The 23,846-nt window shown below is 72.2% G+C and carries 17 protein-coding genes; 5 read left to right on the top strand and 12 right to left on the bottom strand.

Features of this window, described 5'->3' with window-relative positions:
* The first annotated feature begins 327 nt into the window (after positions 1–327).
* Positions 328–2,853: an ATP-dependent Clp protease ATP-binding subunit gene (locus R2D22_RS16465; protein WP_318104296.1), complete on the top strand. Its 2,526-nt coding sequence runs from the start codon at positions 328–330 to the stop codon at positions 2,851–2,853.
* Positions 2,854–2,930: 77 nt separating this feature from the next.
* On the opposite strand, the gene R2D22_RS16460 is transcribed toward R2D22_RS16465, so the two are convergent.
* Genes R2D22_RS16460 through R2D22_RS16450 form a run of 3 tightly spaced genes read right to left on the bottom strand, consistent with a single transcriptional unit; the run spans position 2,931 to position 9,111 of the window.
* Positions 2,931–5,786, bottom strand: coding sequence for an NACHT domain-containing protein (locus R2D22_RS16460; protein ID WP_318104294.1), 2,856 nt, complete (start codon positions 5,784–5,786; stop codon positions 2,931–2,933).
* Positions 5,783–6,118 carry a trypco2 family protein gene (locus tag R2D22_RS16455; RefSeq protein WP_318104292.1) on the bottom strand — a complete coding sequence of 112 codons (336 nt, stop codon included), beginning with the start codon at positions 6,116–6,118 and terminating at the stop codon, positions 5,783–5,785. Before R2D22_RS16455 ends, R2D22_RS16460 begins: the two co-directional genes overlap by 4 nt.
* A 2-nt stretch (positions 6,119–6,120) precedes the next feature.
* On the bottom strand, positions 6,121–9,111 hold the full coding sequence (locus R2D22_RS16450) for an NACHT domain-containing protein (RefSeq protein WP_318104291.1): 2,991 nt from the start codon (positions 9,109–9,111) through the stop codon (positions 6,121–6,123).
* Between the two features lie 490 nt (positions 9,112–9,601).
* Here R2D22_RS16450 and R2D22_RS16445 point away from each other — a divergent pair, with 490 nt between their 5' ends.
* Complete coding sequence (locus tag R2D22_RS16445) at positions 9,602–10,300, top strand: M23 family metallopeptidase (protein WP_318104290.1); 699 nt, start codon at positions 9,602–9,604, stop codon at positions 10,298–10,300.
* Between the two features lie 20 nt (positions 10,301–10,320).
* On the opposite strand, the gene R2D22_RS16440 is transcribed toward R2D22_RS16445, so the two are convergent.
* Positions 10,321–10,875, bottom strand: coding sequence for a TetR/AcrR family transcriptional regulator (locus R2D22_RS16440; protein ID WP_318104286.1), 555 nt, complete (start codon positions 10,873–10,875; stop codon positions 10,321–10,323).
* Between the two features lie 146 nt (positions 10,876–11,021).
* On the opposite strand from R2D22_RS16440, the gene R2D22_RS16435 reads away from it, so the two are divergent.
* On the top strand, positions 11,022–12,602 hold the full coding sequence (locus tag R2D22_RS16435; RefSeq protein ID WP_318104283.1) for an MDR family MFS transporter: 1,581 nt from the start codon (positions 11,022–11,024) through the stop codon (positions 12,600–12,602).
* A 67-nt stretch (positions 12,603–12,669) separates the two neighbouring features.
* Here the strand turns inward: R2D22_RS16435 and cseC are convergent, their stop codons facing one another.
* The 5 genes from cseC to R2D22_RS16410 form a co-directional block, all read right to left on the bottom strand.
* The gene (gene cseC / locus R2D22_RS16430; protein WP_318104279.1) at positions 12,670–13,974 is read right to left on the bottom strand and encodes a two-component system sensor histidine kinase CseC; all 1,305 of its coding nucleotides are present in this window, start codon (positions 13,972–13,974) and stop codon (positions 12,670–12,672) included.
* Positions 13,975–14,002: 28 nt separating this feature from the next.
* Positions 14,003–14,707 (bottom strand): two-component system response regulator CseB, encoded by a 705-nt coding sequence (gene cseB, locus R2D22_RS16425; RefSeq protein WP_318104277.1) that lies wholly within the window; start codon positions 14,705–14,707, stop codon positions 14,003–14,005.
* Between the two features lie 28 nt (positions 14,708–14,735).
* Complete coding sequence (locus R2D22_RS16420) at positions 14,736–15,410, bottom strand: hypothetical protein (RefSeq protein ID WP_318104275.1); 675 nt, start codon at positions 15,408–15,410, stop codon at positions 14,736–14,738.
* A complete protein-coding gene (locus R2D22_RS16415; protein WP_318104273.1) occupies positions 15,398–15,958 on the bottom strand; it encodes a SigE family RNA polymerase sigma factor in 561 nt (186 codons plus the stop codon). The genes R2D22_RS16420 and R2D22_RS16415 overlap by 13 nt, the downstream gene beginning before the upstream one ends.
* A 217-nt stretch (positions 15,959–16,175) precedes the next feature.
* Entirely contained in the window at positions 16,176–17,114 is a 939-nt protein-coding gene (locus tag R2D22_RS16410) for an HhH-GPD family protein (RefSeq protein ID WP_318104270.1), read from the bottom strand.
* Between the two features lie 319 nt (positions 17,115–17,433).
* On the opposite strand from R2D22_RS16410, the gene R2D22_RS16405 reads away from it, so the two are divergent.
* A complete protein-coding gene (locus R2D22_RS16405) occupies positions 17,434–18,228 on the top strand; it encodes a hypothetical protein (protein WP_318104267.1) in 795 nt (264 codons plus the stop codon).
* A 46-nt stretch (positions 18,229–18,274) separates the two neighbouring features.
* On the opposite strand, the gene disA is transcribed toward R2D22_RS16405, so the two are convergent.
* Together disA and radA are read right to left on the bottom strand one after the other, a co-directional pair.
* Entirely contained in the window at positions 18,275–19,333 is a 1,059-nt protein-coding gene (gene disA / locus R2D22_RS16400) for a DNA integrity scanning diadenylate cyclase DisA (protein WP_318109801.1), read from the bottom strand.
* A 257-nt stretch (positions 19,334–19,590) separates the two neighbouring features.
* Positions 19,591–20,994 carry a DNA repair protein RadA gene (radA, locus tag R2D22_RS16395; protein ID WP_318104264.1) on the bottom strand — a complete coding sequence of 468 codons (1,404 nt, stop codon included), beginning with the start codon at positions 20,992–20,994 and terminating at the stop codon, positions 19,591–19,593.
* A 150-nt stretch (positions 20,995–21,144) separates the two neighbouring features.
* Here radA and R2D22_RS16390 point away from each other — a divergent pair, with 150 nt between their 5' ends.
* Complete coding sequence (locus R2D22_RS16390; RefSeq protein ID WP_318104262.1) at positions 21,145–22,923, top strand: BACON domain-containing protein; 1,779 nt, start codon at positions 21,145–21,147, stop codon at positions 22,921–22,923.
* Between the two features lie 11 nt (positions 22,924–22,934).
* Here the strand turns inward: R2D22_RS16390 and R2D22_RS16385 are convergent, their stop codons facing one another.
* The gene (locus tag R2D22_RS16385; RefSeq protein WP_318104260.1) at positions 22,935–23,807 is read right to left on the bottom strand and encodes a DUF3109 family protein; all 873 of its coding nucleotides are present in this window, start codon (positions 23,805–23,807) and stop codon (positions 22,935–22,937) included.
* Positions 23,808–23,846: the final 39 nt, after the last annotated feature.

The following is a 23,846-nucleotide window of genomic DNA, read 5'->3' as shown; positions in this document are numbered from 1 at the left end:
GTGTTCGCCCGTAGCGGAGGGAACCGGGGTATGCCGCATGGAGTGTCAGTGCTTACGGGTAAGACATTCCTAGTGGGGAGGGGCGACACGCGGGCTTTGGCGTCTCACGTTCGCCATCGGCGTACTGATGGCACGGGTAACTGCCTGGCCTGCGGGAACATCGTCTCGCACCATCGGGTTAGGACGGTTGTCGGCGTTCGGGGTCAGGAGGCCAAGGACGGGTGTCGGCAGTTGGAATGAGCGGTCCCCGCTTGCGGGACTAAGCTGCGGAAGGACAGGGAGGGGATCGACCCCTAACTGACTGACCGCTCTGAGGAGCGATTAACGATGTTCGAGAGGTTCACCGACCGCGCGCGGCGGGTTGTCGTCCTGGCTCAGGAAGAAGCCCGGATGCTCAACCACAACTACATCGGCACCGAGCACATCCTCCTGGGCCTTATCCACGAGGGTGAGGGTGTCGCCGCTAAGGCCCTGGAGAGCCTCGGGATTTCGCTCGAGGCGGTCCGCCAGCAGGTGGAGGAGATCATCGGTCAGGGCCAGCAGGCCCCGTCCGGGCACATTCCCTTCACCCCTCGCGCCAAGAAGGTCCTGGAGCTGTCGCTCCGCGAGGCCCTCCAGCTCGGCCACAACTACATCGGCACCGAGCACATCCTGCTCGGCCTGATCCGCGAGGGCGAGGGCGTCGCCGCCCAGGTGCTCGTGAAGCTGGGCGCCGATCTCAACCGGGTGCGGCAGCAGGTCATCCAGCTGCTCTCCGGCTACCAGGGCAAGGAAGCCGCCACCGCGGGCGGCCCTGCCGAGGGCACGCCCTCGACGTCCCTGGTCCTCGACCAGTTCGGCCGGAACCTCACCCAGGCGGCCCGCGAATCCAAGCTCGACCCGGTCATCGGGCGCGAGAAGGAGATCGAGCGGGTCATGCAGGTGCTGTCCCGCCGCACCAAGAACAACCCGGTTCTCATCGGCGAGCCCGGCGTCGGCAAGACCGCCGTCGTCGAGGGCCTGGCGCAGGCCATCGTCAAGGGCGAGGTGCCCGAGACCCTCAAGGACAAGCACCTCTACACCCTGGACCTCGGCGCGCTGGTCGCCGGCTCCCGCTACCGCGGTGACTTCGAGGAGCGCCTGAAGAAGGTCCTCAAGGAGATCCGCACCCGCGGCGACATCATCCTGTTCATCGACGAGCTCCACACCCTGGTGGGTGCGGGTGCCGCCGAGGGCGCGATCGACGCCGCCAGCATCCTCAAGCCGATGCTGGCCCGCGGTGAGCTCCAGACCATCGGTGCCACCACCCTCGACGAGTACCGCAAGTACCTGGAGAAGGACGCGGCCCTCGAGCGCCGCTTCCAGCCCATCCAGGTCGCCGAGCCGTCGCTGCCGCACACGATCGAGATCCTCAAGGGCCTGCGCGACCGGTACGAGGCCCACCACCGGGTCTCCATCACCGACGAGGCCCTCGTCCAGGCCGCGACGCTGGCCGACCGGTACATCTCGGACCGCTTCCTGCCGGACAAGGCGATCGACCTGATCGACGAGGCCGGCTCCCGGATGCGCATCCGCCGGATGACCGCGCCGCCGGACCTCCGCGAGTTCGACGAGAAGATCGCCGGCGTCCGCCGCGACAAGGAGTCCGCGATCGACTCGCAGGACTTCGAGAAGGCCGCCTCCCTGCGCGACAAGGAGAAGCAGCTCCTCGCCGCGAAGACCAAGCGGGAGAAGGAGTGGAAGGCCGGCGACATGGACGTCGTCGCCGAGGTCGACGGCGAGCTGATCGCCGAGGTCCTCGCGACCGCCACCGGCATCCCGGTCTTCAAGCTGACCGAGGAGGAGTCCAGCCGCCTGCTCCGCATGGAGGACGAGCTCCACAAGCGCGTCATCGGCCAGAAGGACGCCGTCATCGGCCTCTCGCGGGCCATCCGCCGTACCCGTGCGGGTCTGAAGGACCCGAAGCGTCCCGGTGGCTCGTTCATCTTCGCCGGCCCGTCCGGTGTCGGTAAGACCGAGCTGTCCAAGGCGCTCGCCGAATTCCTCTTCGGTGACGAGGACGCGATGATCTCCCTCGACATGTCGGAGTTCAGCGAGAAGCACACGGTTTCGCGTCTCTTCGGTTCGCCGCCCGGATACGTCGGCTACGAAGAGGGCGGCCAGCTCACCGAGAAGGTGCGCCGCAAGCCGTTCTCCGTCGTGCTCTTCGACGAGGTCGAGAAGGCCCACCCCGATATCTTCAATTCCCTTCTCCAGATCCTGGAGGACGGTCGCCTGACCGACTCCCAGGGCCGGGTCGTGGACTTCAAGAACACGGTCATCATCATGACGACCAACCTCGGGACCCGGGACATCTCGAAGGGCTTCAACCTCGGCTTCGCGGCCCAGGGCGACACGAAGTCCAACTACGAGCGGATGAAGGCGAAGGTCAGCGACGAGCTGAAGCAGCACTTCCGCCCGGAGTTCCTCAACCGTGTGGACGACATCATCGTCTTCCCGCAGCTGACGCAGGAGGACATCCTCCAGATCGTCGACCTGATGATCAGCCGCGTGGACGAGCGCCTGAAGGACCGGGACATGGGCATCGAGCTCTCCCAGTCCGCGAAGGAGCTCCTCGCGAAGAAGGGCTACGACCCCGTCATGGGCGCCCGGCCGCTGCGCCGGACGATCCAGCGCGAGGTCGAGGACACCCTCTCCGAGAAGATCCTCTTCGGCGAGCTGCGCCCCGGCCACATCGTGGTCGTGGACACCGAGGGCGAGGGCGAGGAGAAGAAGTTCACCTTCCGCGGCGAGGAGAAGTCGGCGCTGCCCGACGTCCCGCCGATCGAGCAGGCGACGGGCGGAGCAGGCCCGAACCTCTCGAAGGAGGCGTGAGGCCGCGCCGAGCGGCTGAGCGACCGAGCAAAGGGGCGGCCCCCGGAACCGAACCGGTTCCGGGGGCCGCCCCTTTGCTAGCTGTGCACGGTCAGACGGGAGCCGAGGGCCGCACGGCCGGTGATGCGGCGTTCGGGGACGCCGAACGCGTGCACGTGAAGCCGCCGCGACGCCGCGTGCAGGGGAGTCAGATCGAGCCCCCCGTCGGCCGCCTCGGGCACGAGGTACAGCTTGGCGAGGCCGGACAGTTTGGCGACGGCCTCCAGATCCCCGGCCCCCAGCCGTTGGTCGACCAGATGCAGCTCGTCCAGTGAGTCGAGCCCGGTGAGTGCGGCGATCTGGACGTGTGGGCACTGGTCGATCCGTAGCGTCCGGAGATCCCGCCCACAGGAACGCAGGAAGCCGAGATCGCCGAGGACGCCGTTCTCCCGGATCACCAGCGTGTCCGCCGTCCGCCCGGTGAGTGCGTCGGTCAGCGTGTTCGCGTCGAAGGAGCCGCGGAAGTAGAGCCGACGGGCCTGCGGCAGCGTACGCAGCAGAGGCAGCTGGTCGGGCTCGCTCACGAGCAGCACGGCGTTCGCCAGATCGGCTCGAGAGAGTACCTCGCGGGCGTACAACTGGGTGGGGAATCTGGCCCAGTTCACCGCCAGTGTGGCTGTCGGATCCGACCCGGCGAAGTCCCGGGCGTACGGGACCGCCTCCGAGCCGCCGACCTCGCAGATCAGCGAGACGATCATCGTCAGCGCGTCCTTGGGCGTCTTCTCCGGGGACGGCAGAAGGGGCAGCAGGTAGGGGCCGAGGGCGGCGAGCTGGGGCAACTGGGTGGCGTTGCGGGGCGGCAGCACCGACTTCACCGCCTTGCGGACCCGGGCGTGCAGCGGCTCGGAGAGCCACGCGGCGTGCTGGGCGCAGCGCGCCGCCAGGACGTACAGGGTCGTCTTCCGGCCCCGGTCGCGGACGGCCGAGCCGGCCTCGAGCACGCCCTCGACCAGGAACGGCAGTTCGCGCCGGGAGCAGTGCCCGGCCGCCAGCAGCAGGACGTCGTGCCACTGCTGGTCCCGCACATGTTGCAGCATCTCGTGGACGAGGTCGTCCTCGACGAACTCCTTGGCCGCCAGGAAGTCCTGGAAGGTGCGGTGGGCGAACTGGAAGACGTCGTCGGCGCGTTCCTGGAGCAGGCCGCTGCGGTTGAGCAGGTGGGTCAGTATCTCCGTCGGCGTGCCCTGGGCGGCGACCCGCGGCATCCCCGGCAGGGCGCGGGCGAGCTGGTGCAGCGCCTGCTGCCGGGTGAACTCCGTCTGCCCGCCGCGCACCAGCCAGGCCGCGATCCGCTGGAGCAGCTGCAGGTGCTCCTCCACGGACATGCGGATGCCGTCCGGGGCATCGATCCGGCGGCGCTTGTCCCGGTCGCCGAGCAGCAGTTGCAGCGCCGACTGGTACAGCGCCCAGCGGGTGTCGGGCAGGAAGCCCTCGCGCAGCCGGTGCAGCGCGCAGATCACCGCGCAGAGCAGCGGGGTGCGGGCGAGGTCGGCGAGGACCGGATTGTGGCTGAACTGGAGAGCCAGGTCCCGTTCGAGCACGTCGAGGCCGGCCGGGTCGACGTCGTCGAGGCGGGCCGCGGCGTGCCAGGCGGCGACGAACGCCTGGATGTCCGCGTCCCGCATGGGCAGCAGCGTCAGTTCCTCGAAGTTCTCCGAGCCGAGCCAGTCGGGGTCGACGGCGAGCGGCCGCACGGTCGCCACGCAGCGGGTGCGGGGGTAGCGGGCCAGCAGGCCGGACAGCCAGGCGTGGGCGGCCTCCCGCTCCTCCTGCGGCACCTCGTCGAGACCGTCGACCAGCAGCAGTCCCCGGCCCGCGGCGAGCACCCGGCCGGCCCATCCCCCGGGTGCGGCGTCGACCACGAGGCCCGCGACACCGGGGAGTTCGGCGAGTCCGGGGAAGCCCGTGTCGCGGGCGCGCAGCGTACGGAGCGGGACGACGAAGGGCACGAGCCCGTTCAGCTCGGCGAGGTGGGGTCCGAGCGTCCCGGCGGCCGCGTGCGCGGCCAGCCACCACAGCAGCGTGGTCTTGCCCGCGCCCGCGTCCCCGCGGATCAGGACCCGGGGCCGCGCGGCCAGCAGCTCGTCGATCCGGTGCGGGACGGGCTCGGCGCCGCCGCGGTTCCTGGCGGCGGCCTCCAGGGACAGGTAGGCGGTGTCCAGATCCCACTCGGAGGCCCGGCGGTCCAGCTCGTCCAGGCCGAAGATCTTCGTACGGCGGTAGGCGACGCCGAGGGCGTCCGCGTACTCCCGCTCGTACGGCCGGTCCCCGGGGTGGGTGCGGGTGACCGGGGCGGGCGGGGCGAAGTCGCGGGGCAGGAGCCGGCGGACGTCCGGGTGCTCGAGGACGGCACTGAGCGGCACGCACTCCAGACGCCGGTGGCCCCGGCCGCGCGGGACGGCGCGCACGATGCCGATGAGCCCGTCGTCGGCGTAGACGGGCGCGCCGGAGAGGCCCGCGAGGGGTGAGGGGCCGTGCTCGTCGGCGGTGACGGGCGGGCCGTCCAGCTCGACGGAGAGCGTCCGGCGCACGAGGCCGGCCATGGGCAGGGCGGTGCCGGTGAACTGGTCCAGATCGAGCCGCTGCCCTTCGTACCGCTGGATCCGGGGGAAGCCGAGGATCTCGCAGCCGGGCACCGGGCGGTCGGTGGCGAGTGCGCCGAGCACGGGAGCGGGGCCGAGGGGCTCCTCGCTGTGCAGGAGCGCGAAGTCGAGCTCGTCGTCGGACCTGATCACACGTAACGCGAGCGGCCCGGCCCGGCCTATGGCGGCGACGCCGGCGTACTCGTTCTCGCCGACGACATGGGCGCTGGTCAGGACGAGATGCGGGGTGAGCAGGACGCCGCTGCCCTGCTGCGGCCCCAGCACCGCGAAGACGTGTCGCGCGGCGGTCACCGGGGCTCGTGCCCTCCGCCGAAGCCGGACACGTCGGCCGCGTCGTCGTTGCCGACCAGCCACGCGCCGCCGGTCGCCGCGTTGCGCGGCTTGAGCGTGAAGGAGACGCGGTGCGTCTCGCCCCGGGCACGGGTGGCGTCCGCCCCGGCCTCGACGACCCAGGCCTTCACCTTGCCCCCGCCCTTCACCTCCTTGCGCAGCTCGATCGTGAACTCCATCTCGATGTCGCCCACTTCGAAGGCGACGGCCCGCCCGGTGGCCCGCGAGGCGGCCTCGACGAGCTGGTCGCGGACGGACTCGATGGCGTCGGCGAGTTCGATGTCGGTGGTCATGGTCAGGATCCTTGGATGACGATCTGGACGGTGGGCGGGAGGTGTTCGACGCCGGTGACTTTCGCGTACTCGATCGTGACCTGCTCGAGGCTTTCCAAGGCCGCGAGGGGCGCGAGGTCATGGACCGCTTCGGGATGGCGCCAGTCACCCATGAGTCGCAGGCGGCGAAGTCCCGGAAAGATCTGGGCGATTCGTTCGCAGGACGGAGAGGTCTCGGTGCGTACGTGGAGCTCCTGCACACGAGGGAGACGGCGTGTCGGAGGGCACCAGTCGACTGCCTCGGCATCGATGGCGAGGCTCTCAAGGAACTCGAGCTCGGCGAGCGGCTCCCAGTCCGTGCGGTTCAGGGAGCCGAGGACGCTGAGCGACGTGAGTCGGGGAAGGGCGCGGACAACGTCGAGCCAGTCGTCGATGGTCAGGTGAAGGCTCCTGACCTCGTTATCCGCGGGAACCGCTGACGACCAGTCTCCGAAGGCGGTGACCTTGAGGTTCCTCGCGGTTCCGAGCAAGGGGCTCAGCGCGTCCAGCCCGTGCTCGGAAACCAGACGGATGTCGAGGTTGTCGGGGCGCATTCCGATCCGGGCGAGCTCGACGGCCTGTTCGTCGGCTTGGACGGTGAAGTAGAGGCCGTCCGGATCCAGCCGGGTGATGATCTCCTCTGCGTACCTCTTCGTGTCGAATCGTGCCCAGGCCCACATCAGCTGGGAGCGCACCACCAGCGCGGGGTGCTCGACGAACTTCGCGAGATACGGCAGTGCGGCGTCGTCGCCGACGTGCGTGGCGGTGATCACGACGTTCAGCGCCGTCTCGTCGTCCAGGCCCTCCGGGCCGGGCAACAGGTCCAGGACGGTACGTCCCACCGATGCCAGCTCGCGGGCCTCCTCCCGACCCTGCGGCGGGATGACCGCGGCCGTCCGGGCCAGAACGCGTTCACGGATCTCCGGTGCCACCTCCGTCGCGTGGTCGAGTGCCGTCGCCGCCACGACGAGGATGCGGAGCTTGGCGGGACGGCCCTGGGCCGCGTCCACCGCCTTCAGCAGCTCCCCGAAGATCTCCGCGCATTCGCGCGGCCGCGCGTGGGCGACCGCCATGCGGATGACGTCCTCCCACTGGTCGTCGCCGGCGTGGTCGACCAGGACGCCGATGTCCCACTGGTCGACGAGCGCCTTCGCGGCCAGGTAGTCCTGGAAGGTGCGGTGGACGAAGTCCACGGTTCCGGCGGTCGGTTCGCGCAGCAGGCCGCTGCGGTGCAACAGGTGGGTGAAGACCGCGTCGGGGTCGCCGTGCGCCGCCGCCTCCGGGATCGCGGGGACTGCGGCCCGTACGACGGACTCGGCGTGCGAACGGTCCATCTGCGTGCGGCCGTTGAGCGTGAGCCAGTACGCGAGCCGCTGGATCAGCTGGATCTGCGCGGGCTCGCCGAGCTCGATCCCGTACGGGTTGCCCATGTCGCGCTCGCGGTCGCGGCGCAGGAGCAGCATCGACAGCGCGGCCTCGTACAGTGCCTTGCGGCCGCGTGGCAGGAAGCCGCGGCGGTCGCGGTGCAGGGCGCAGATCAGCCCGCACATGAGCGGGTTGGTGGCGAGCGCGGCCACGTCCGGGGTGGTGCGCAGCGCGTCGAGGAGGGGTCGCTCGTACGAGGCGGCCTCCGGCCCGGCCGCCCGGTGCCAGCGCTGGACGAAGGTGGTGACCTCGGCGGTCGACATGGGGGAGAGGGTCAGCTCGGCGAAGCCGTCCTCGGCGAGCCAGTCGTCCCGTACGGCGGTGGGGCGCGAGGTGACCAGCCACCGGTTGTCGGCGTCGTACGTGTCGAGGAGGTCCCGCAGCCAGCGGCGGGCCCGGTCGCGCTCGGCCTCGGGGATCTCGTCGATCCCGTCGATCAGGATCAGCCCGCGGCCGACGCTCAGCACCCGGTCCGCCCAGCCCTCGGGCGGGGAGAGCGGGCAGCCGACGGCCTCCAGGAAGCGGTCGGGCGCCGGCAGCCGCTCGCCGTGGCGGGTGAGGGCGCGGAGCGGGAGCACGAAGGGAACGCGGTCCCGCAGGTACGCCATGTCCTCGGGCAGCTCCTCCCGCGCGGCGGAGACCGCCAGCCACTGCACGAGCGTGGTCTTCCCGGACCCGGCGAGCCCGCGCAGCAGGACCTTGCTGTGGCGGGCGAGGGCGAGGTCGGCGCGGGTGGCGACGTCGTTGCGAGGAAAGAGAAGGTCGGGATCGAACGAGACCGGCAGGTTCGGCCCGCGCAGCTCGGCCTCCAGCAGGGCGCCCATGCGCCCCGCCTCCACCCCCGTCGCCTCCAGCGACAGATACGCCACGTCCAGCGGCCACCGGTCCGCCGAGTCGTGCAGGTCGATCCCGTAGATCGTCAGCTTGCCGTGCTTCTTCGCCAGGTACGCGAGGTACCGGCGCTCGAACTCGACGTCCCGGCCGTCCGGCCGGGGCACGCGGCGGATCAGTTCGTCGACCTTCGCGTCCGTCGCCTCCTGGCCGCGTGACTGTTCCACCAGCGTGCGGGCCACGAACGAGGGGCGCTGGGTGAAGAACTCCAGGATCTGCAGGCAGGCCCACTCCGTGAGCGTGTCCAGGACGTACGCCGAGTCCGTCGAGAGGCCGGCCGGCGGCGCGCCCGTCGCTTCCTTCAGGCGGCGGGCCAGTGCCCGGTGCCCGAGCCGGACCGCCTGGACGTCGTCCATGTCCAGGTCGCCGAGCGCGACCAGCGTCCGGCCCAGCGCGTCCGTCACCGCCTCCGTCTCGTCCGCCGGGAACGGCGGCTCGCCGGGGCCGGAGACGGCCCCGCCGACCAGCGCGGCGGCGAGCCGGCGCACGTCCGCCTCCGTGAGCGTGCGCTTCTCGCCGCGGAAGGAGACCAGGCGGGAGAGGCGTACCGGGGCCTTGCCCGCGAGGCCCGCGCCCGGGGGCTCCTGGACCAGCAGCTTCTTCAGGAGGGGGCCGATCGCCGCCGTGGCCAGTCGGGTGCCGATGAGTGCCGGATCCACGTGTCCCCCCGGAGCGTGTCGCGTGCGTGATCGCTCATGATCGCGAGAGGTCAGCGTATCCGGGGACGGGTTTCCGGAGCGCCCGGTTGCGTGACCCAGGTCGCAATGGCAGGGGTGCGCTGGTGACAAGGCGCACAGGCGTTTTCGGGGGTACTAGCCGGAATAGTGGTGCCGTTCCCCTCCCGATCGGAACATTTCGGGTGAGTCCGGCGGGACCTTGGTCCCGGAGGTCCCGAATCGGGTCCCATCCCATGTTTAGGTCAGATCCGACCGGTCCCCACATGCGGTTAAACAGATCTGTTCATCGGCTTTTGTCCGTTTTTTGAGCGCCCCCGCGAGGCCGTCAAGAGCCGATCCGCCACCGAGATCGCTACGACGCAATGTCGTAGATGGGGTGTTTTGGCCTGGCCGGGGGTGCGGGTTACCAAGGGATGGCCAGCCCGGCACGGCACTCGTGTCGGGATCGTTCTTCCCGGAGGTTTTCCCCCGTATGTCGAAGCGCGTCATGAACCCCGCCCGTACCGCCGTCGTCGCCCTCGCCGCCGCGGGTCTGGGAGCGTCTGTGGTGGCCGGAGCAGGGTCCGCCTTCGCCGCCGAGGGCAAGGCCCCCGCCAAGGCCCTCGCCGCCGCCCCCGCGTCCGCCGCCGTCGCCGCCCAGGCCGGCGCCCAGGCTCAGGCCGCCGCCAAGACGGCCGCCGCCGTCAAGCAGGCCGCCGCGAAGGCCAAGGCCGTCAAGGCGAAGGCGGCGAAGCCGGCCAAGGCGAAGAAGGCCGCCTGGGTCAAGCCGGTCAGCCGCTACACGCTGACCGCCAGCTACAACCAGGGCGGCGCCATGTGGGCCCACAAGCACTCCGGCCAGGACTTCGCCGTCCCGGTCGGCACCCCGGTCAAGGCCGCCGCCGCCGGCACCGTCGTCAAGGCCGGCCCGTACGGTGGCGGCGACGGCCCGGCGTACGGCAACGCCATCGTCGTGAAGCACGCCAACGGCAAGTACTCGCAGTACGCCCACCTGTCGAAGATCAACGTGCACATCGGCCAGAAGGTCGGCGCCGGCCAGAAGATCGCGCTGTCCGGCAACACCGGCAACTCGTCCGGCCCGCACCTGCACTTCGAGATCCGCAACACCCCGAACTACGGCTCGGCGCTGAACCCGGCGGCCTTCCTGCGCACCGTCGGCGTCAGCATCTGACCGGCACAGCTCCCCCTCGCTCAGGCGTCGTGCGCCTGAGCGAGCAGATCGAGGGCGACCTCGAGGACGGCGTCCTGCTTGTCCTCGGGGTCGCCCTCGACGTTCTGCATGAAGAACGCGCCCGCGTGCAGGGTGAAGATCGCGCTGATGCAGCGGACCTGGTCGACCATCGCGAAGTCCGGCTCCTTCACCAGGCCGGTCAGTTCGATCATCCGCTCCTTGAAGGTCAGGCCGACGCTCAGTTCGCGGACGGTGGCCTGGTTCTCCTGCATGAAGCGGAACAACGGCGCCGCGTCGAGCAGTGCGGCCTGGTACCGGCGCAGGACCTCCTGCCGGGTCTCCAGGGAGCGGGGCTGCGCCTTCGCCCACTCGATCAGCTCGTCCATGGGGCGCGTGAGGTCGTGGAAGAGCCCGATCAGGATGTCTTCCTTGGTCTTGAAGTGGTAGTACAGCGCCGCCTTCGTGACGTCGAGCCGCTCGGCGATCTCGCGCAGCGAGGTCTTCTCGTACCCCTGCTCGGCGAACAGTTCGAGGGCGACGTCCTGAATGCGCTGGCGGGTGTTGCCTCTGGCCACGATCTGCTCCCAGCTCCCACACGGCTCGCTCGATCAAAACTTACTTGACGCCCGGCTAGTGGAGCGTCTACCTTCCCCGATTGTAGTAACTAGCCGGGCGGCAAGTAAGTGCGTGTCCGCGGGGGCGGACGCAGGGAGCAGGGACCATGACCACCGAGACCGTGAAACAGGCACCCTCCGGGGAGCCGGCGGCGCAGGAGAAGCCGGCGCGCAGCGTCCGGGTCGTCCTGCTCGCCCTGATGATCGCGATGCTGCTCGCGATGCTCGACAACATGATCATCGGTACGGCCATGCCGACGATCGTCGGCGAACTGGGCGGTCTGGAGCACCTCTCCTGGGTCGTCACCGCCTACACCCTGGCCACCGCGGCCTCCACCCCGATCTGGGGCAAGCTCGGCGACATGTACGGCCGCAAGGCCGTCTTCCTCACCTCGATCGTGATCTTCCTGATCGGTTCGGCGCTGAGCGGCATGGCCCAGGACATGGGCCAGCTCATCGGCTTCCGCGCGGTCCAGGGTCTCGGCGCCGGTGGCCTCATGGTCGGCGTGATGGCGCTGATCGGCGACCTGATCCCGCCCCGGGAGCGGGGCAAGTACCAGGGCATGATGGCCGGCGTGATGGCCCTGGCCATGATCGGCGGACCGCTGGTCGGCGGCACCATCACCGACCACTGGGGCTGGCGCTGGTCGTTCTACATCAACCTGCCGCTGGGCGTCGTCGCGCTCGCGATGATCACCACCGTGCTCCACCTCCCGAAGAAGGACCGCCCGGCGCAGAGCCGGATCGACTTCCTCGGCGCCGGGCTGCTGACCGTCGGCATCACCTCGATCGTGCTGGTCACGACCTGGGGCGGCACGGAGTACGCGTGGGACTCCGGCGTCATCGTCGGCCTGGGCGTCACCGGCGTCGCCGCGCTCGCCGCGTTCCTGTGGGTGGAGACCCGGGCGTCGGACCCGATCATCCCGCTGCACATCTTCCGCAGCCGCAACTTCACCCTCATGTCGGTGATCGGCTTCCTCACCGGCTTCGTGATGTTCGGCGCGGTGCTCTTCCTGCCGCTGTTCCAGCAGTCGGTGCAGGGCGCGTCCGCGACCAACTCCGGCCTGCTGCTCCTGCCGATGCTGCTGGCGATGATGGTCGTCTCGCTGATCTCCGGCCGGATCACCACCAACAGCGGCAAGTACAAGATCTTCCCCATCCTCGGCGGCGCCCTCATGGTCCTCGGCCTGTTCCTGCTGGCGCAGATGGACACCGAGACCTCGCGGCTGACCTCCGGCCTCTACATGGCCGTCCTCGGCGCCGGCATGGGCTTCCTGATGCAGATCACGATGCTGGTGGCGCAGAACAGCGTCGAGATGAAGGACATGGGCGTCGCCTCGTCGGCGACGACGCTGTTCCGCACCCTGGGCTCGTCCTTCGGCGTCGCGATCATGGGCGCGCTGTTCACCGACCGCGTCCAGGACGAGATGGCCGCCCGCGGCGGCGGCGCCGCCACGGCGCACTCCGCCCAGCTGGACGCGGCGAGCCTCGCGAAGCTGCCGGAGGCGGTGCGCGACGCGTACCAGCACGCGGTGGCCTCCGGCACGCACGGCGCGTTCCTGGTGGGCTCGGCGGTCGCGGTGATCGCGTTCGTCGCGGCGTTCTTCGTCAAGGAGGTCGTGCTGCGCGGCACCGGCCCGCAGAAGCCGGCCCCGGAGGCCGCCGCCGCGGAGCAGACCGCGGCCTGACGGGCGTACGACGGGAGGGGCCGGGGGCGCGTGCACGCGCCCCCGGCCCCTTCTTCGTGCCGGTCCCTCAGACGTCCCTCAGGACCGGGAAGCTGCCCGTGTTCGTCGGGGCGTGGTCCGGCAGCCACAGGACCGCGATCGCGCCGCCCTCCGACGCCGCGTTGCGGAACGTCAGCCGGGCGCCGAGCACCCGCGCCTGGCCGGTCGCGATCGTCAGGCCGAGCCCGTGCCCCTGCCCCGCCCGGTCGCTCGACCCGGTGCGGAACCGGCTCGGGCCCTCCCGCAGCAGCTCCTCAGGGAACCCGGGGCCGTGGTCCCGGACCCGTACCACCCGGCCTTCGACGGTGACCTCGACCGGCCCGCCGCCGTGCTTGGCCGCGTTGGCGAGGAGATTGCCCAGGATCCGCTCCAGGCGGCGCGGATCGGTGCTCACCCACGACTCGTGCACCACGTTGACCACCGCGTCCGGGTTCAGCACCCGCACCCGCCGCTCCACGAACTCGCCGAGCGCGATCTCCTGGAGCTCGGCCCGCTCCGACGCGCTGTCGAGCCGGGCCACCTCCAGTACGTCCTCGACCAGCGTCCGCAGCGCCTGCGCCCGGTCCCTTACGAGCTCCGACGGCCGACCCGGCGGCAGCAGCTCCGCCGCCGTCAGCAGCCCGGTCACCGGGGTGCGCAGCTCGTGCGCGATGTCGGCGGTGACCCGACGCTCCGCCTCGATGCGCCCGTTCAGCGCGTCGGTGAGCGCGTCGACCGCGCGGGCCAGCTCGTCCGTCTCGTCGCGTACGACTCCGCCGATGGCGTCCCGTACCCGCACCTCGGTGTTGCCCTGGGCGACCTTCCCCGCCGCGGCGGCCGCCTTCCGCAGCCGGCGGGAGAGCTGACCGCCGATCAGCACGCCCAGCGCGCAGCCGCCGAACACCACCGACACCGAACCGATGATCAGGGTCCGGTCGAGCTCCTTCATGATCGTCGCGCTGCGGTCGGCGAACGGGATGTGCAGTGACAGTACGTCCCCGTTGGCCAGCGGCACCGCCGCCCACACGTCCGGCGCGCCGCCCGAGGCGTGCTCCTGCACGTAGGTGCCGCGCCGCCCGTTCCGCATCAGCTGGTCCAGCTGACGCGGCAGCAGCGGGTCGTTGAGCTTCGCGCCGAACCGGAGCCGGGCCTCGCGCTGCTTGGGCGTCGACTCGTACGCGAGCTGGGCGAGCAGCAGCCGGTCCATGTGGACCTCGCGGGCGTTGTCGAGCATGGAGACCCGCGCCGAGTTGTGCACCACGATCGACAGCGCGGCGGCGACCAGGGCGCCGACCGCGGCGATGGCGATCGAGATCTTCCAGCGGACCCCGGTGCGCAGGGCGGGCCGGCTCATACCGTGTGCCTCATGGCGTCCGTCCGCCTCATGCCCTGAGCTTGTAGCCGAAGCCGCGGACCGTCTCGATCCGGTCCTGCCCGATCTTCGTCCGCAGCCGCTGCACATGGACGTCCACGACCCGGGTGTCGCCGCCCCAGCCGTAGTCCCAGACCCGCTCCAGGAGCTTGTCCCGGGACAGCACGGTGCCCGGCGCCGACGAGAACTCCAGCAGCAGCCGCATCTCGGTCGGGGTCAGCGAGACCGGGGCGCCGGAGCGCCGGACCTCCATGCCGTCCGTGTCCACCGCCAGGTCGCCGAAGACCAGCACCCCACCGGCGGCCGGGTCCGCCCCGGAATCCGCCGCGCCGCCCGGTCCGCCCGCGTGCCCGAAGCGCCGCAGCACGGCGCGGATCCGGGCCACCAGTACGGCCCCGTCGAACGGCTTGGTGACGTAGTCGTCCGCGCCGGCCTCCAGGCCGAGGACCACGTCGATGGAGTCGGCCCGTGCCGACAGCATGATCACCGGGACCGTGGACTCGTCGCGGATCCGCCGGCACAGGCTGACCCCGTCCATCCCCGGCAGCATCACGTCGAGCAGCGCGATGTCCGGCTGCTGCGTCCGGAAGGCCTCCAGACCGGCGAGCCCGTCGGGCATCGCCGTCACCCGGAAGCCGTCCCGCTCCAGGGCGAGCTGGGTGGCCTCGCGGATGACGTCGTCGTCCTCGACGAACAGCACATGGGTCTCCGCCATCGCGTGCTTCCTCGGTTCTCGCTCGTTCTCAGTTGCTGGGGGCGGCCGTTGCCGGACCGTCGATGCCGCCGTCGCCGACCGCCTTGCTGAACTCGTTGTGCACCCAGTCGTGCTGGGTGAACTTGTTCCCCGCCCAGCGGTACGTGAGCACATCCTCGCCGGACGGGTACGCGACCGGATCGCCCTTGGCGTAGATCTGCTTGGTGACGATCAGGTCGCCCCGGTCGATCGTCGCGTACACCGCCGCGTCCTCGGCCTTGAAGACGTTCGCGTACTCCTGGTCCGCCCCGGCCTTCCTGTACACGTAGGTACCGATGCCGACCGCGTCGCCGCAGGTCATCACGTTCACGACCACGTCCGGCGCGGCGCCGCCGGTCAGGTTCCCGTACGAGGCGTCCACCGGGTACGTGTCCGCCGAGCAGGGCTTCACGCTCTCCTTGATCCGGTTGCCGATCTTCGGGTCCGCCTTGAGCAGCGCGATCGGGTCCGGCCGGTCCGTGCTGGTGTACCCGGTGCCCGTGGACGGGCCGGGGGAGGCCACGGAGCTGCTCGGCGTGCTCGCGTCGGCGCGCGCGGCGCCCTCGTCGCGGGAGCCGGTGCCGCCGGTCGAGCAGGCGGTCAGGAACAGGCCGGCGGCGGCCAGCGCGGCGATCGCCGCCGGCCCGCCGCCGCTCGTACCGGATCTGCGCCCTAGGCCGCGCACCGCTCCTGCCCCCGTTCGTCCCGTCGGTCGTTCCGCTCCAGCGCCCGCGCGTCGATGTCGCGGCTCTCCAGCTCCTGGCGGAGTCGCGCCAGTGCCCGGTGGAGCGTGCTCTTCACCGTACCGGTCGACATGCCCAGCGCCGCGGCGGTCTCCTCGGTGCTCATCTGTTCCCAGTGACGCAGCACGACGACGCTGCGCTGCTTGGGCGCGAGGACCTTCAGGATGTCCATCAGCAGGGCCCGGTCCGCGTGCTGCTCGGTGGCGTCGTCGACGGACGCGTCGTCGGGCAGCTGCTCGGTGGGCACCTCCTCCAGCTTGCGGGCGCGCCACCACTCGGTGCGCGTGTTGATCATCACCCGGCGAAGGTACGCGTCGGCGAGCGACTTGTCCGCGATGCCGTCCCAACGGCCATACGTGCGGAACAGCGCGGTCTGCAGCAGGTCCTGCGCGTCCACCGGGTCCGGGACGAGCCGGCGGGCGCTGCGCAGCAGGGCCTCCTGCCGCGTGCGTACGTACTCCTCGAAGTCGAGCACCTCGCCGTGCGCCATCCGAACCGCCTCCGTTCCCCGGATCATCCCCGTGACCACCCGTTTTCCGTATGGCGAGGACGCTACGGAGCGGTTGTCACGGGGCTGTCCGAACGAGCCGTCGGAGGACGCACGGCTGGCCATCGGTTTTGTAACAGCGATTCGGGGTAGGACTCTTTGCTTCGACTTCCGGTTCGACTTCCGGTGCGGCGCCGCATCCGCGTCGCCCCGGCCGCCGTCAGGTCAGCGGGAGGCGGTACAGGCCGTCCGGGAGGGGTTCCACCAGGCCGTCGGCGACCAGTCCGTCCAGGGCCCGGGCTCGCTGCACCGGCTCGTTCCAGACCGCGTCGAGCTCGGCCTGCGGGACCGGCACGACCGCCTCGCGCAGCACGGCCAGCAGCTTGCCGCGCACCTGCCGGTCCGTGCCCGCGTACGTCTGGCCCCGGCGCGGCGGCCCGTCGTGTGCCGGCTTGCCGGACAGCCGCCAGGCGCACGCGTCGGCGATCGGGCAGCGCCCGCAGTCCTCGTTCTTCGCCGTGCACACCAGCGCGCCCAGCTCCATCGAGGCCGCCGCCCAGCGCGCCGCCGTCCCCTCGTCGTCCGGCAGCAGCGCCCGCGCGAGCCGGCGCTCCGCCGCGGTCGTCGCGTTCGGCGGGTACTGGATGCCGGTCGCGGCCCGGGCGAAGACCCGGCGGACGTTGGTGTCCAGGACCGGGTACCGCTGCCCGTACGCGAAGGAGGCCACCGCCGCCGCCGTGTACTCGCCGATCCCCGGCAGCGCGAGCAGCTGCGCGTGGTCGCTCGGGACGTCGCCGCCGTGCCGCTCCGTTATGGCCACGGCCGCGCCGTGCAGCCGCAGCGCGCGCCGCGGGTAGCCGAGCCGGCCCCAGGCGCGCACGGCCTCGCCGGGCGCCTCGGCGGCGAGGTCCGCCGGGCGGGGCCAGCGGGCGAGCCACTGCTCGTACACCGGCAGGACCCGGACGACCGGGGTCTGCTGGAGCATGAACTCGCTGACCATCACGCCCCAGGCGCCCGCCTCGGGGCGCCGCCAGGGCAGGTCCCGGGCGTGCCGGTCGAACCAGGCGAGGACGGGGGTGTGGAGCGCGGCGGGCTCGGGGAGCCCGTCCGGCGCGGGGGCGGACTGGGGCACGGGGGCGGGGGCGTCGGTGGAAGTCATGGCACCTCCGATCCTGGCACGTCCACAGGGGCCGGTCCCGCACACCCTCGGGGCGCACGGGGGCGTGCTGCCGGGGCCCGCGCCCCGCGCACCACGACACCACCGGCGTGGCGGTCGGCCGGTGCCGTCACGGCGGGCCGTGCCGAGGGTCGCGGCGGGCCGTCGGTCGGTGGGGCCTCCGTCCGGAGTTCCGCGGGCCGTTGGAGCCGGGGCGGGGTCGTCCTCCGGCCTCTTTCCGGTATGTGATCATCGGCAAAACTTGGCGCTGGGGCGGCGGGTGGGGCGGGAGTCGGCCGCGATCTCTCGTAAGGTTCGTGCCGTGGGATCTCTGCGCAATCCGGTCGGGCCGCTTCCCTCCTCCATCTACTGGCGACGGAGGGCGGTCGCGCTGTGCCTGATGGCGCTGCTGGCGGCGCTCGCCCTATGGGCCGTCAGTTCCGGTGGCAGCGGCGGGAAAAGCCCGAGTGACGGCGCCAACGGCGCTTCTCCGGCGCCCTCGATCACCCCCGGCCCGTCCTCCTCCGGTCCCGCCATCAGTGAACAGCCGGGCGGGCGCGACGAGTCGGGAGACTCGGGCGGCGACGGATCGGGCGACGCGGACACCGGCGGCTCCGCCGGCGGCGACGGCAAGAACGGCGACACCACGAACGGTGGCGGCGCCGGCGGCGCGGGCGGAGCGAACGCGGCCCAGCAGGTTCCGGCCACCTCTCCGCTGCCGAACTGCGCTCCCGGAGCACTGAAGTTGACGCTGCGGAGCCTGAAGGTGTCCTACGAGCAGGGCGAGAAGCCCGGCTTCGAGCTGATCGCCCGCAACACCTCGGCAGCCGAGTGCAAGGCCGACTTCGGGCCGAAGAGCGCGGTGTTGACCATCAGTGACGCCCAGGACGACGAGGTCTGGTCCTCGAAGGACTGCCCGCGTCCGGCAGCCGGTGTGTTCCTGCGGATCCCGGCGGGCACGTCGGTGACGCACACCGTCCAGTGGGACCGGCGGCCGAGCGCCCCGCTGTGCGCGACCCCGCCGGCGGGCACGGCGGCCCCCGGCACGTACCTGGTCGAGGCGGCCTTCCCGGGGACGACGGTCCTGCCGGCGTCCTTCACACTGGCGAAGGACTGAAGCCGATCCGGCCCGCGAGGGGCCGGATCCGGGGCCCGTACGAGGGCTACACGTACCGTTCGAGGATCGAGGACTCGGCCAGCCGGGACAGGCCCTCGCGGACGCTGCGGGCCCGCGCCTCGCCGACGCCGTCCACCGTCTGCAGGTCGTCGACGCTCGCCGCGAGCAGCTTCTGCAGTCCGCCGAAGTGCTCGACGAGCCGCTCGATGATCGCGCCCGGCAGCCGCGGCACCTTCGCCAGGAGCCGGTAACCGCGCGGCGAGACCGCCGAGTCGAGCGTCTCCGGGGAGCCGGTGTAGCCGAGGGCCCGCGCCACGATGGGCAGTTCGAGCAGCTCGGCGTGGCTGAGCGCGTCGAGCTCCGTGAGCGCCTCGGTGACCGTGCGGGAGCGCTTGGCCGTCGGCTCGGGCACGTAGTCGCGGACGACCAGCTCGCGCTCGGGCTCCACGCCCGCGATCAGCTCGTCGAGCTGGAGCGAGAGCAGTCGGCCGTCGGTGCCGAGCTCGACCACGTACTCGGCGATCTCGGTGGCGATCCGGCGGACCATCTCCAGGCGCTGGGCGACCGCGGTGACGTCCCGTACGGTCACCAGGTCCTCGATCTCCAGGGCGGAGAGCGTGCCGGCGACCTCGTCGAGCCGGAGCTTGTACCGCTCCAGGGTCGCCAGGGCCTGGTTGGCGCGGGACAGGATCGCCGCCGACTCCTCCAGGACCCGGCGCTCGCCGTCCACGTACAGCGCGATCAGGCGCATGGACTGGGAGACGGAGACGACCGGGAAGTTGCACTGCTTGGAGACGCGGTCGGCGGTGCGGTGCCGGGTGCCGGTCTCCTCGGTCGGGATGGACGCGTCCGGGACGAGCTGCACACCCGCCCGAAGGATCTTGGTGATGTCCTTGTCCAGGACGATGGCGCCGTCGAGCTTGCACAGCTCGCGCAGCCGGGTGGCGGTGAACTCGACGTCGATCACGAAGCCGCCGGTGCACATCGACTCGACGGTCTTGTCCATGCCGAGGACGATGAGACCGCCCGTGTTGCCCCGCAGAATGCGTTCGAGACCGTCACGCAGGGCGGTGCCGGGGGCGACGGCGCTGAGCGACGCACGCATCAGTGCTTCGTTGTCCTTGGCTGCCACTGCACTCCTCCGGCTCGTACGGATGGGCGAGACCAGGGCAAAGTCTAGCGACCCCGCCCCGCCCCGGTTCGCCGCGAGCCGATTCGCCCCAGCAACCCGCGCGAACTTCTGCCCCGTCCGTGCCCGGGCCATGCCCCGTGCACGCCCTCCGGAGGCCCGTTCGAACGCCCGCCCGGGCGCCGGAGCACGCGCCCCACCGTGGCCCGCGCCGCCCTGCCCGTCCGCGTCCCCTAGCCCGTCGGCTCCTCCGCCTTCGGGGCCCGGCGGCTGCGCGGGAGGACCCGCAGGGCGTCGCCCATGTCCGCGACCTCCGTCACCTTCATGCCCGGCGGCACCTTGCCCGGGTCGCCCGGCACCAGGGCGTGGGTGAAGCCCAGCCGGTGCGCCTCGGCCAGCCTGCGCTGCACGCCGGTGACCCGGCGGACCTCGCCCGCGAGGCCGACCTCGCCGATCGCGACCAGGTTCTTCGGCAGCGGGGTGTCGCTGGCCGCCGAGGCCAGCGCGAGCGCGATCGCCAGGTCGGCGGCGGGCTCGGACAGCTTCACGCCGCCGACCGTGGCCGAGTAGATGTCCCGCTTGCCGAGCGCGCTGATCCGGCCGCGCTGCTCCAGGACCGCCAGCATCATCGAGACCCGGGAGGTCTCCAGGCCCGAGGTGGTCCGGCGCGGCGAAGGGATCTGCGAGTCGACCGTCAGAGCCTGCACCTCGGCCACCAGCGGCCGGCGGCCCTCCAGGGTCACCGTCAGGCAGGTGCCGGGCACGGCCACGTCGCGCCGGGTCAGGAACAGCCCCGACGGGTCGGCCAGGCCCGTGATCCCCTCGTCGTGCAGCTCGAAGCAGCCGACCTCGTCGGTCGCCCCGTACCGGTTCTTCACGCCGCGGACCAGGCGGAGCCGGGCGTGCCGGTCGCCCTCGAAGTGCAGTACGACGTCGACCAGGTGCTCGAGCAGCCGCGGACCGGCGATCGCGCCGTCCTTCGTCACGTGGCCGACCAGCAGCGTGGACATGCCGCGGTCCTTCGAGGCGCGGATCAGCGCCCCGGCGACCTCGCGGACCTGCGCCATGCCGCCCGGCGCGCCGTCGATCTCCGGGGAGGCGACCGTCTGCACCGAGTCGAGGATCAGCAGCGACGGCTTGACCTCGTCGAGATGGCCGAGGACGGCCGACAGGTCCGTCTCGGCGGCCAGGTAGAGGTGGTCGCTCAGCGCGTCGATCCGGTCGGCACGCAGCCGGACCTGGCTCGCGGACTCCTCGCCCGTCACGTAGAGCGTGCGGTGCGCCTCGCTCGCCGCCTTCGCGGCGACGTCGAGCAGCAGCGTGGACTTGCCGACGCCCGGCTCGCCGGCGAGCAGCACGACGGCGCCGGGCACCAGGCCCCCGCCGAGCACCCGGTCGAGCTCGTCGACGCCGGTGGTGCGGGCCGTGGCCTGCCGGCCGTCGACCTGGCCGATGGGCAGCGCGGCCGTGGAGACCCGGCCGGCGGCGGTCGTGCGGACGGCGGGCGCGCCGTACTCCTCGACCGTTCCCCAGGCCTGGCATTCGGGGCAGCGGCCGAGCCATTTGGCGGTCGTCCAACCGCATTCGGTGCAGCGGTAGGACGGCCGGTCCTTGGCGGATTTCGTACGGGCAGCCATGGGCCACACCGTAACGGGCCGCACCGACAACGCCGGTCCGGACGCCTCCTGACGGAATCGTGTCCCCTTTTGAGGGATACGTTCACCCGTAAGGATTAAAAGTGTTCAAGCGGTACGAACGGCCCACTCTCCACTGCCTACCGTCGCCGGGTGACGAGCAGCAGGCTGGATCCCCCCACCCACACCACCGGCGCACACCGGGCGCACCGGCGCGACGACGAAGGCCCCCGCACGCTCGGCCAGCGCCCGCCCGCCCGCTACGAGGAGTACCTCGACGGCCTGTTCACGTACTGCCTCTCCGTGCTCCACGACCACGACACGGCCACCGCCGTCCTCGGCGACGTCCTGGCCGTCGCCGAGCGCCGGCACCCGCGCTGCCCCGACGACGAGGAGGGCCGCCGGGCCTGGCTGTACGCGCTCGCCCGCTGGGCCTGTCTGCGCAGCCTCGCCGAGCAGCGCGGCAAGCGGCAGGGCGCGCACACAGGCCGTCCCGCTACCGTCCCGGCCCGCCCGCCGAAGGTCTCCGAGGAGACCGCCGAGCGCCGCCGCGCCGAACTGGCCCGGCTCGCCTGGCCGGAGGCGGCCGGCACCACGCCCGAGCAGCGCGAGGCCCTGGAGCTCGCCGTCCGGCACGGCCTGAGCCGCGAGCAGGTCGCCGCCGTCCTCGGCCTGGACGCCCTGGCCGCCCGCGAACTGCTGGCCTCCGCCGCCTGCGAGGTCGAGCGCACCCGGGCCGCCCTCGCCGTCGTCGAGACCGGCACCTGCCCGACCGTCGCCCGGCTCACCGACGACCACCAGGTGCTGCTCTCCGCCGCCCTGCGCACCGAACTGGTCCGGCACGTCGACGACTGCCCGCGCTGCCGCCGGGTCGCCGAGCGGGCCGGCGCGGCCGCCCCCTGGCCCGGCGCCACGGTCGGCCGGGAGGCCCTGCCGCTGATCGAGGCGCCGCGGGCCGCCGCGTACGTGGCGATGCTGCACGTCCCGCGCGCCCGGGCCGGCGCCCCGCGGTTCGGCCCCACCGGCTTCCCGCTCGACCCCAAGGACCACGCCGCCCGGCGCGACCGGATGCGGGCCCGCGCGGTGACCACGACCGTGGTCGCCGCCGTGGTCGCGGCCCCGGTGCTCGCGCTGTGGGCGGCGTACCGCGGCGCGCCGCTGACCGGGGAGGGCCGCGACGGCGGCGCGGTGACCGCGAGTGAGGACGAGGGCGGCGAAGGCCGCGACGACGGGTACGACCGCTACGAGAACGCGGGCAACGCGAGCACCCGGCCCGACCCCCGCTTCACTCGCGGCAGCCGGTCCCCGGACGTGTCCGTCGAGGTCATCGACCCCGGCGCGCCCGCCGGTCCCGCTGCCCCCGGGCAGCCGGGCCCCGGCCGGCTCACGGTCGCCGCCCGCTCCTCCGGCGACACGACGGTGCTCACCCTCACCGCCTCCGGCGGCTCGCCCGTCGCCTGGTCGCTGTGGTCGGACGCGCCCTGGCTGTACGTGAGCCGGTCGTCCGGCACCCTGCGACCCGGCGAGTCCGTCACCCTGTACATCTCCGTGGACCACGCGCGCGAGCCGTCCGGCGCGTGGAGCGCCCGGGTGGGCGTGCAGCCCTCGGGCGCGGTCCTGAAGATCGACGGCCACGGGGCCTCCGGCCCCGGCCCGAGCGATCCGGGCCCCGGCGATCCCGGTCCCAGCGATCCGGGTCCGAGCGACCCCGGCCCGAGCGATCCGGGCCCGAGCGATCCCGGTCCGACCGACCCGTCGCCCACGGACCCCGGCCCGAGCGACCCCGGCCCCACCGACCCGACGCCGACGGACCCCGGCCCCGGTCCGACGGGCCCGGCGCCGACCGGGGACCCGGCCCCGTCGGACGACCCGCCACCGTCCTCCGGCGACCCGGGGACCTCGGGAGGCCCGCAGTCCCCGTCGTCGTCCTAGCCGTCCAGGACCTAGAGCTCCCGGCCGACCGGGTCCGCCGGGTGCGGCGCCACCAGCGGCAGCTGGGAGGCGAGCCGCGCCTCGCACAGTTCCACCAGCACGTCGTACGCCGCCTTGCCCATCAGCTCCGTCAGCTCCGGCCGGTACGTGACGTACACCGGCTCGCCCGCGCCGTGCGCCGACGTCGCCGAGGTGCACCACCAGTGCAGGTCGTGGCCGCCGGGGCCCCAGCCCCGGCGGTCGTACTCGCCGATCGACACCTGCAGGATCCGGGTGTCGTCCGGCCGGTCGATCCAGTCGTACGTGCGCCGCACCGGCAGCTGCCAGCAGACGTCCGGCTTGGTCTCCAGCGGCTCCTTGCCCTCCTTCAGGGCCAGGATGTGCAGCGAGCAGCCCGCACCGCCGGCGAAGCCCGGCCGGTTCTGGAAGATGCAGGAGCCGTCCCAGCGCCGGGTCTGCCGCTCGCCGTCCTCGTCGAGCTGCACCCAGCCCGTCTCCTTGCCGACGTCGTGGAACTGCCACAGCTCCGGCGTCAGCCGGTCCACGTACGAGGCGACCCGCTGCTCGTCGTCCTCGTCGGAGAAGTGGGCGCCCAGCGTGCAGCAGCCGTCGTCGGCGCGGCCCGCCTGGATGCCCTGGCAGCCGCTGCCGAAGATGCAGGTCCAGCGCGAGGTCAGCCAGGTCAGGTCGCAGCGGAAGACCTGCTCGTCGTCCGCCGGGTCCGGGAACTCGACCCAGGCACGGGGGAAGTCCAGGCCCTTCTCGTCCGGCTCGGCGGCACGCGCACCCGCCTTCGCCGCCTTCAGGGCCGCGTCGGGGTTCTTGGGAGTCTTGCCGGCCTTGGCGCTGTCTTTGCCCGGCTTCGCCTTTTTCGTCTTTGGCACACAGCAAGCGTATGCGGGCGGGCGCAGTAGCGTTCCGTC

The organism is Streptomyces sp. HUAS YS2 (genome assembly GCF_033343995.1).
In the GTDB taxonomy this organism is placed as follows: Bacteria; Actinomycetota; Actinomycetes; order Streptomycetales; family Streptomycetaceae; genus Streptomyces; species Streptomyces solicathayae.
The sequence above is the reverse complement of the archived record's forward strand: the minus strand, read 5'-3'. Positions and strand labels throughout refer to the sequence as shown.

What these genes read in the sequence shown, in the direction of transcription:
- cseC (WP_318104279.1), bottom strand. Translation starts at nt 13,974, where the DNA reads ATGAGCCGGCCCGCCCTGCGCACCGGGGTCCGCTGGAAGATCTCGATC.
- R2D22_RS16455 (WP_318104292.1), bottom strand. Translation starts at nt 6,118, where the DNA reads ATGACCACCGACATCGAACTCGCCGACGCCATCGAGTCCGTCCGCGAC.
- cseB (WP_318104277.1), bottom strand. Translation starts at nt 14,707, where the DNA reads ATGGCGGAGACCCATGTGCTGTTCGTCGAGGACGACGACGTCATCCGC.
- R2D22_RS16435 (WP_318104283.1), top strand. Translation starts at nt 11,022, where the DNA reads ATGACCACCGAGACCGTGAAACAGGCACCCTCCGGGGAGCCGGCGGCG.
- R2D22_RS16465 (WP_318104296.1), top strand. Translation starts at nt 328, where the DNA reads ATGTTCGAGAGGTTCACCGACCGCGCGCGGCGGGTTGTCGTCCTGGCT.
- R2D22_RS16445 (WP_318104290.1), top strand. Translation starts at nt 9,602, where the DNA reads ATGTCGAAGCGCGTCATGAACCCCGCCCGTACCGCCGTCGTCGCCCTC.
- radA (WP_318104264.1), bottom strand. Translation starts at nt 20,994, where the DNA reads ATGGCTGCCCGTACGAAATCCGCCAAGGACCGGCCGTCCTACCGCTGC.
- disA (WP_318109801.1), bottom strand. Translation starts at nt 19,333, where the DNA reads ATGCGTGCGTCGCTCAGCGCCGTCGCCCCCGGCACCGCCCTGCGTGAC.
- R2D22_RS16410 (WP_318104270.1), bottom strand. Translation starts at nt 17,114, where the DNA reads ATGACTTCCACCGACGCCCCCGCCCCCGTGCCCCAGTCCGCCCCCGCG.
- R2D22_RS16415 (WP_318104273.1), bottom strand. Translation starts at nt 15,958, where the DNA reads ATGGCGCACGGCGAGGTGCTCGACTTCGAGGAGTACGTACGCACGCGG.